Source organism: Mesotoga sp. UBA6090 (assembly GCF_002435945.1).
GTDB lineage: Bacteria > Thermotogota > Thermotogae > Petrotogales > Kosmotogaceae > Mesotoga.
Window position 1 is genome coordinate 1 of record NZ_DIXC01000010.1, and the last position, 8,306, is coordinate 8,306.

Here is an 8,306-nt window from a genome sequence, read left to right on the forward strand (position 1 = left end):
ATTTCCTCGCTAATCTTATCTGCTGAGGCTTCCTCTGGCTCATGCTCGGATATATCCATTGATGTTTCACTACTTTTGTCGCCAGTCTCCAGATTTTCATCTTCTTCAGTTCTATTTGATCCGACCTCTTCAATTTCATCTGTCTTTTCTTCGGGGGCTTCTTGCTGGATTTCACGAAATGTTTCTTCTGCCTTTTCTTCTTCAATCTCTTCCACTGGAATTGATTCTCGGGAATCAAAGGATTCTAGTTTTCGCTTTATGAAATTAAGTAGCCTTGCCTTTCTAGAAGTCTTGTAAGACTGATTCTGTCTGAGTGCATAGGGAAGATCGGCGTTAGTTAGTTCATCGGTCACCGTAACAATCTGTCCATTGAGCTTTCTTCCACTTATTATTTCATTATGAAAGCTGTCCCATTCATATTTGACCCATTTGGAATTAAGGTTTTCCTTCGTCGTTCCAACAACTACCATTACAAGTGCCTTGTCGAGTGCTTCTTCTATGACTTCTTTGTATGCTGCTTCTCCCAGTTCCTCAATCGAGAAACTGCTCATGAAAACTCTTATGGAATTCGCTTTCAGAAGCTCGTAAAGCTCCTTCGCAATATACCAGTCCCTTGTGTACTCATCATTTTCGTCCGATACTTTGCAGGATATGAATACTTGCCAGTCTTGCGAAGAGTTGCTTGTCATCATTACACCTCTTCGATATACCTACTGAAGTCCTGTCAACTCGTTCATCATCCGGCTATCTTGTTGCAACTAGTGCCGCTTGAAGTGTAACAAAAGTAATAATCTATGATCATTATTATACAATAATGTCATAAGTATCCAGTTTCATGAAAAAGGTTCTCACACTGGAATTCCTCCGGAGGTGGCTTGTTTGAGACTGAGAAAATGGTTGATTCTTGGTGCGGTTGCAGCTCTCATCTTCGTTCTTGGATTCTTCGGTTGGATGAGATTCTTCGATTTGGCCGGCAAAGATATGTCGATTCTTGGATTGCTGGAAGCCACTCTCGGACTCTTCAGATGGAAGACATTTTTCCCAGGGTTTGCAAAAATTCTTAACCTAGGAGATTATGAAATTCCTTTGATCCTCGATATAGCAAGGATAACCGCTCCCTGGATAACCCTATTTGCATTCATAGCACTTGTATTTTCTGTCGTTAGAAGCTTTGCGACATCCTTGAAAGTAAGGCTTTTCTATAGAAACCATGTTGTAGTTTTCGGTTGTGAAGAAACCTGCAAGTATCTTCTTAGTTGTGTGAAAGCCGATTATCCAAGTAGCAAACTTGTATTGTTAAAGAACTCAAGTACACCGAGTTATGTTTGCAACACTTTTGAAGAAAATCCAGTCATTGTTGGCAATCTTGAGGATACTGACATTTTGAATATCTCTGCGATCAATAAAGCCGCTCATATAATACTGGCAACTAACGACGACTCGATAAATATGCGATTGCTCAAGAACATCGAGCAGTTTTTACTCAGAAAGAGTAAACGGAGTAGTACAGAGATCTGGCTTCAGATTGAAGACTTCAAATCATACGAAACCTTCAAAGGCTACAAAGGGGAGGATCCCTCGATAGGAATAGACGTTCATGTATTCAGCGTGTTTCAAAGAATGGCCGCACAGACTGTAGATAGTTTCAGCCCGGATCAGTTCATAGAAACGGCGGGAAAAAAACAAATCGAGATAGCCCTATTTGGTCTTGAAGCTCTTGGGCAATGGATAGTTCTAGAAGCAGCCCAAATGTACCACTTCAACAACATGAAGAAGCTGAGAGTTACTGTGATTGACTGTGATGTTGATGAAAAGATCAGAGATCTACTAAGGATTTGCCCTTTACTAAACCGAGTGATTGACATCCAGTCTATCGATTTGCTTACTTTTCTTGAAATGGATGCTCCAAATTTGCTTTCGAATGTATCATTGTGTTTCATAACTTGGCCAAAGGTTCAGGAGATAGACTTCATATCAAGAAAGCTGAGGCAGCTCTTCTTCAAATCAAAAGAAAATCTGGAGATTCCCAAAATAGTGCTCGTGGACGTCTCATCTTACCAGGGCTCAGAGATAATGAAGGAGTCTCTTGATACTTTGAAGGCAATAGGCATTTCATGTTCTTGTCCAACTGGCATTTCAATAAAAAACGAAGAAGAATGTGATGATCTTGCAATGCAGATTCACAACGTCTATTCTCGCTTACCTCAGAAAGAGCTTGAAGTCGAATGGAGCAGAATGACTGACTACTTCAAAGATGAAAACCGTTATGCAGCACGGCATCTGTCTATGAAGCTAAGATCGCTTGGTCTCGAAGCCGTATCGACAGATGATCCAAGAGATCCCGCTGACTTCAAGGCGATCCTTCCTGAAAACGAACAGACACTTGCTCAGGTTGAACATAACAGATGGCTCGCGAGGAAACTCATAAATGGTTACGTCCATGGAAAGAAACTGGACAGAAAACTCAGAGACCAACTGAAAATACATGTTGACATACGTCCCTGGGAAGAACTGAGCGAGAAAGACAGAGAAAAGGATCTGGTTGTTTTGAGAAACATTGATAATGTCTTCAAGGAAATCGGAAAGAAGATTGTTCCTTTGAAGCTGTGATTTATAGGAGGGGCAAGACTATGCCAGAAAAGTCACCATTAAGAATATTCATAAGCTACGGCCATGACGAATACGCCGAGCTCGCAGAGAGAATGAAGAACGATCTCAAAGAGAGAGGCCATGAGGTCTGGTTCGACAGGGATAGGATTAGGCCGGGCACAGACTTCGAGCTTTACATAGAAGATGGTCTCAAATGGCTGACAGAGGACAAATCCAGAGCGAGATTCCTTTATCTCATGACTCCCCATTCAGTGAGAAGGCCGGACGGTTTCTGTCTGAACGAACTAACTTCCGCCATGATGAAAGAGCTCTCCATCTTCCCCGTTATGGTTCAGATGAGCGAACCTCCCCTCTCCATCTGCAGAATACAATGGCTGGATATGCAGGAGTGCTTCCCTTCATGTGAGAATACCCCCTATTCCGTCAAGTTCGAAAGACTCCTGGCCGCACTTGAAGACAGGAATTGGGACTTCGAAGGTTTTGAAAAGAACCTCCTGAAAGTACTCAACCCGATTGACTTCGGACCGGATATGTTGAGACACCTGAAAGACTTCACCGGAAGAGAATGGCTAAAAAAAGAGATAGAAGAATGGCTTGAAGGAAAGAGGCCGGGAAGCAAACAGGTCTTCTGGATAAAGGGGAAGCCGGGTATAGGAAAGACGGCGATTAGCTCATGGCTCGCGAGCACGATGTACGAGGTCGTTGCCGTCCACTTCTTCAGAAGCGACTCCACAGAGAAGAGAGATCCGGTGAGGTTCATACACACACTGGTCTATTACTTGAGTACGCAGATTCCGGAGTACAGAGAGCAGTTAGAGGTGTTATCTCAACCAGTGGAGCATTATCTTGAAGAGTACAAAAACGATCCGAACGATCTCTTCTACAACCTGGTAATCCTTCCTCTCCACAGGGCTGGGATGAAGGATAGAAAGGCTCTGGCAGTAGTGATAGACGGGCTTGACGAAGCCAGTGAAGAAAGCGGAGACAACGAGATAGCGAGGCTCATAGCCAGACAGCTGGAGAAGGCTCCTTCCTGGTTGAAGTTCATAGTAACGAGCAGATCCGAAGCCGGGATAAACGCGGAACTCCAGGGAGTGACGAACCCCTGCGAACTCGACTCGGCCTTGGAGGAAAACGAAAGAGACATACGCGAGTATCTCAAGATGAAGTTGAAACCCTATCTGGAAGAGGGGATGGACGAGGAGAAGATAATACTGGAGATACTCCAGAAGAGCGAAGGGCTGTTCGTATATGTCAATGCCTTCATGAAAGCGCTCGAAGAGAAGGCTCTTACATTGAAAGATGTGGGTAACTTCCCCGGGAAACTCGGAGAGATATACTACACGTACTTCAGCAGCAAGTTCAAAGACGAGGACGATTACTGCGAGAACATCTCCCCGGTTCTTGAACTGATTCTCGCCACGGTAGAGCCTCCCGATATTGAATTGCTGTCTGAAGTTCTGGGACACAAAGAAACTCAAATCTTGAGAATAATCCGAAGACTGGGTTCTCTATTCGAGAGAAACGAAAACAGGATAATTCCCTTCCACAGTACGCTGACCGAATGGCTTGCAAGCGAGGACAGGTCATTTCGATACTATGTTAGCGAGAAAGAAGGGCACAAAAGACTTGCTGAATACGGGCCAGAGAAATACAGAAAGGTCATGGACAGAGAAGAATACGAAACTGATAAGGACTACGTCGTAAAAAACCTTGAAATCCATCTCTACGAAGCCGGAATGGATGAAGAGCTTGAAGAGTTGCTGAAAGAGACAGTTGAATCAAGCGAAGAGAAAGTTTGGAAGACCGTTGTCTTCTTCAACGTCTGTGACCATGTAATAGAAAGATACGATTTCGACAAGGAAGAAAGGCTGAAGAAGATAATTATAGAGCTATCACCGTCTGCGATCGGCAAATCTCTGGCAGATACAATGAACGAACTTGGAAAAAAACACGAGAATAGGGGAAAGAGTCTCTGGTGTTTGTTTGTGCATGAAAAAGTACTGGCTGTTTATGAAAGTCTCTTGGAGAAAGACCCAGAAGACGAAAATCTGCAGAGAAACCTGGGAGTGAGCCTGAACGACGTTGGCAGAATACACGAGGGACTGGGCGAAGGGAAGAAGGCCCTCGAGTACTATCGCAGAACACTTGAAATAAGGAGATTGCTTGTGGAAAAGGAGCCTAGAATTGTCGATAGATACATTAGTCTGGCCTTTGCGCTTCTGGATATCTCGAGAGTAACTACAAATGAAGAAGAGAAAAGAGGATTCGTGATGGAAGCAAAATCAATAACCAAATCACTTGTAGATGCCGGTGTAAGTCATCTTGAACTTAACACATTAAGAAAGATCTTCTCACTGTAACCGCACACGCAGTAGTCCCTGTGACTTCTCCATAGCAAAAAGGAGGACAATGAATGGTAATAAGAAAGGTCTTTCGGATCTTTGTTAGTTCTACTTTTCTGGATATGAAGAGAGAAAGGAATGTTCTCCAGAAGAAGGTCTTCCCAAGACTGAGGGAATACTGCGAAAGACAAGGGGCCAGCTTTCAGGATATCGACCTCTGCTAGGGTGTGAGCGACGAAGTACAAAAAGATTAGAGAACACTGCAGATATGCCTCTCCGAGATCTCACGTTGTCAGAACCTCTCACACAATCTCAGTTTAATATACAGAAAATCAGAGAATAGCAGTCTTAATAATAATATATCCCGCTGCTAGATCGACCATAATACTTCAATTAGCCGATTCAAGTCATTAATCCTTAATTTCGTGAAATCTGCTATTAAGCCCTATGAGGTTCACTACAATACATAATATACAATAGGGGCTTCAAAAAACTCAGAAGTCATTCAACGCTAGAGTTATTGCTTCTGTTGATTCAAGTTTCGAGAGAAGAGTTCATTTGTTTATTTTATTCTAGCCGGAAGTTGATTATAATTTACTTGTTAACTGTTAATTGTGTTGTCCTACCTGGTAGATCAGGTTATATGTTTCATGCTGGTTTTTCTTGTTTCAATTTCCTACATAAGACTTTTTTGAAACTGTAATTAGGAACTGCACTGTGGTTAGTTAGTTACTACGGTCAAGAGAACATGAGTTCATTTGCATTTGAAGACTACTGTACGTTTCTATCAAATCGCACAATTCTCATCTATGAAAAAGAGCAAAGGAAAGCGGAGGACTTAAGGATGAAAGAATTATCTGATACGCTTCTAGGGTTTCGCGTTTTAGGATTACCAAGAATCAAAGAAATAAGTACAGAGCACCATGATTATGAAAAGATTCTTGGCACATTTAAAGAAGGCACACCTTTTTATGTAGCGGAGTTTGACAAACGATCCGTTGAAGCAATTCGAGAAACAACCCTCAGCGCTGATCGATATTTTGACAATTTGATTCGGTCGAACAACCTAACGGTTTTTCAATTTGACCATTGTAAAGAAGAATGCTTAATAGAAGAACTAACTTCAGAAATATCTGAAATTGCAGAAATAGGAGTAAAGAACAAGTCTACCAAGAGGAGGTATCAAGAAGCATTTTGGAAGCTTACAGCCATAATGCTCTCATCATACTACAAACCTCCTAAGAGCGTTAATTTTTCTTTGATACCACTAAGATCCGGTAGATTTGTAGAGAATGTCAGACACCAACTCTTCCAAGTGCAAACTAAAAGGAAATTCGTTGAAGCAAAAAGATTGGATGAACTGCACATAGTTGCCCTGGAAAAATTGACTATTGACAAGCAATTATTAGAGGCCACGTGTTTCGAGTTATTCGATGCAGGAATTGTGTCTGGCCTAACTGTAATCGCTTTGCTGGCTCTTATGCATGATCTTTCTGTTCCCGCAGAGGTAGTTAATATATACTCCCCATTTGCCTCCCTGTATGGAGTCTTGAATATTTTCTCCGCATCAAGAGCATTAGGATTTGACGTTTATTTGTACTGCAGTACGCTAACATTTAGTATAAATAAAGACTTGCGAGCAACGAACAAATCTAAGACAGGCAAAACAAGACTGGCCACAGGAGATGTTGGAGATTTCCTCAGTCCTGTATTAGTAGACGGAAACAATAGGAGAGACCTGTAATTTGAGAGAGTACTATAAGTACATAAACGTTTCCGGAAGCAAAAAGATTATGTGTGATATAGAGCCCAAGATTGCCCTTGCAAAGGAAATTGGCAAGCGAGTAGTTGAAGAGCAAAACTGGATTCTTTTTAATGGCGGTGCTATGAGCATCAATGATTCTAAGGAATCTACCGCCATAGACTATTTTTCTGCTCTTGGAGCACAAGAGTACCTCAAAGATAAAGGTTTGTCCAGTAAAAGCAAAATCCTCACTCTTCATCCCATAAACTCTGACCACTTAATGCATAGAATCGGTAAGGTTGAAATATCAAAAAGATCAACTCCAGCACTTCGTCGATTTGACTTAGTGATAAAGGCTAATGGTATTATTACGATTGAAGGCCTTGAAGGCCTAAAGACTCTTCTTGAACTCTCTATTGCCATGAATAAACCGATTATTCCTATTCCTTGTACAGGCGGTGCGTCCCGACAAACATGGTATACGTACGAAAACGAAATATTAGAATGTTTTTCAATCAGCCGTTCTTCTTTTGAATATGAGATACTTACTTCAGGGTTAACTCACACACAAATTCTTGCTGAGACAGTCATAAGATTGATGAAACAAGTCTTGAACCCATTCTGTTTTGTTGCTATGCCTTATGGGGGATTATTTGACGAGCTTTACTTCTCTCAAATAGCACCTGCTGTGCGATCATTGTATCTTGAGCCCGTCAGATCAGACCAATCAATTGATATTGGTTACATTTATGATAGAATGTTGAACTCAATAAGAACTTCAAGAGTTGTGATCGCGGATATATCTGGATCAAATCCCAATGTTATGTATGAGCTAGGAGTTGCTCACTCATTTGAAAAGCCAGTAATCTTGATTTGTCAAACAGATAAATCAAATTCCTTAGCTTCAGAAATTCCTTTCGATATCCATATGCAAAGAGTGTTTGGCTATTCTCCCGAAAGAAAAAATGATCTTAAGAACTTGATAGAAAAGGTACTCTCTAGACTTCTGAAAAGCAACTGGTAAATAATATCAATAGATACCTTGTTCAGATTCCTTTTAGCGGATGGAGTTAGACTATTATGCTCGCCTAATAATTTCACTTATGTCTTACCGATTTATTTCATGAAAGTTCCATCGCTTTTTCGACCTTCTTTCGCGCTTTAGGTGTCAGAATTTGGTCGCTATTTCGAATTCATCGTAGTGCATAATCTGTGAGTTATCGAGGCGGGTTGTTTTTAGGGCTTTTTGGCAAGTAGATGCGGTTCTTCCCAAATGTATGGAAACAAGTCAAATGATTCGTAAAATTGGGTAAGTCAATGATTTTATTATCGAAAGCGCATGAGAGAGTCAGAAAATTACTTGGGCGACAGATTGTTTGCTGCAGAATATAAGTACTGGTAATTGCAGTGATTGACAAAGAACGGTAATGAAGACAAAGATCTAGTGAATATTCTAATGATTAGCGATAGCATTAAGCCATGGAATGAACTAGAATCATCTGTGAGAAACATTGACTGACACTGATATATTTTCTGATCTGATATTGAACGAGTCGCTGAAGTGTTTGCTGCAGAATATAAGTGGCTCTTCCTCAGATTATATGAAC

Annotated in this window: 6 protein-coding genes; 5 read left to right on the top strand and 1 reads right to left on the bottom strand. The window is 41.3% G+C overall.

What is annotated here, in order from left to right; all coding sequences use genetic code 11:
- The coding region (locus tag B3K42_RS01675; RefSeq protein ID WP_292596461.1) for a toll/interleukin-1 receptor domain-containing protein at positions 1-689 on the bottom strand (689 nt) is incomplete at its 3' end.
- Positions 690-879: 190 nt separating this feature from the next.
- Here B3K42_RS01675 and B3K42_RS01680 point away from each other — a divergent pair.
- The 5 genes from B3K42_RS01680 to B3K42_RS01700 all read left to right on the top strand — a co-directional run bounded on the left by B3K42_RS01680 (position 880) and on the right by B3K42_RS01700 (position 7,723).
- Positions 880-2,610: a hypothetical protein gene (locus B3K42_RS01680; RefSeq protein ID WP_292596463.1), complete on the top strand. Its 1,731-nt coding sequence runs from the start codon at positions 880-882 to the stop codon at positions 2,608-2,610.
- Between the two features lie 20 nt (positions 2,611-2,630).
- On the top strand, positions 2,631-4,973 hold the full coding sequence (locus tag B3K42_RS01685) for a TIR domain-containing protein (RefSeq protein WP_292596465.1): 2,343 nt from the start codon (positions 2,631-2,633) through the stop codon (positions 4,971-4,973).
- A gap of 53 nt (positions 4,974-5,026) precedes the next feature.
- Positions 5,027-5,179, top strand: a complete 153-nt coding sequence (locus B3K42_RS01690; protein ID WP_110991290.1) for a DUF4062 domain-containing protein — start codon at positions 5,027-5,029, stop codon at positions 5,177-5,179.
- Between the two features lie 620 nt (positions 5,180-5,799).
- A complete protein-coding gene (locus B3K42_RS01695; RefSeq protein WP_110991289.1) occupies positions 5,800-6,699 on the top strand; it encodes a hypothetical protein in 900 nt (299 codons plus the stop codon).
- A 1-nt stretch (position 6,700) separates the two neighbouring features.
- Positions 6,701-7,723, top strand: coding sequence for a hypothetical protein (locus tag B3K42_RS01700; RefSeq protein ID WP_110991288.1), 1,023 nt, complete (start codon positions 6,701-6,703; stop codon positions 7,721-7,723).
- The last annotated feature ends 583 nt before the right edge of the window (positions 7,724-8,306 follow it).

What these genes read in the sequence shown, in the direction of transcription:
- B3K42_RS01690 (WP_110991290.1), top strand. Translation starts at nt 5,027, where the DNA reads ATGGTAATAAGAAAGGTCTTTCGGATCTTTGTTAGTTCTACTTTTCTG.
- B3K42_RS01695 (WP_110991289.1), top strand. Translation starts at nt 5,800, where the DNA reads ATGAAAGAATTATCTGATACGCTTCTAGGGTTTCGCGTTTTAGGATTA.
- B3K42_RS01685 (WP_292596465.1), top strand. Translation starts at nt 2,631, where the DNA reads ATGCCAGAAAAGTCACCATTAAGAATATTCATAAGCTACGGCCATGAC.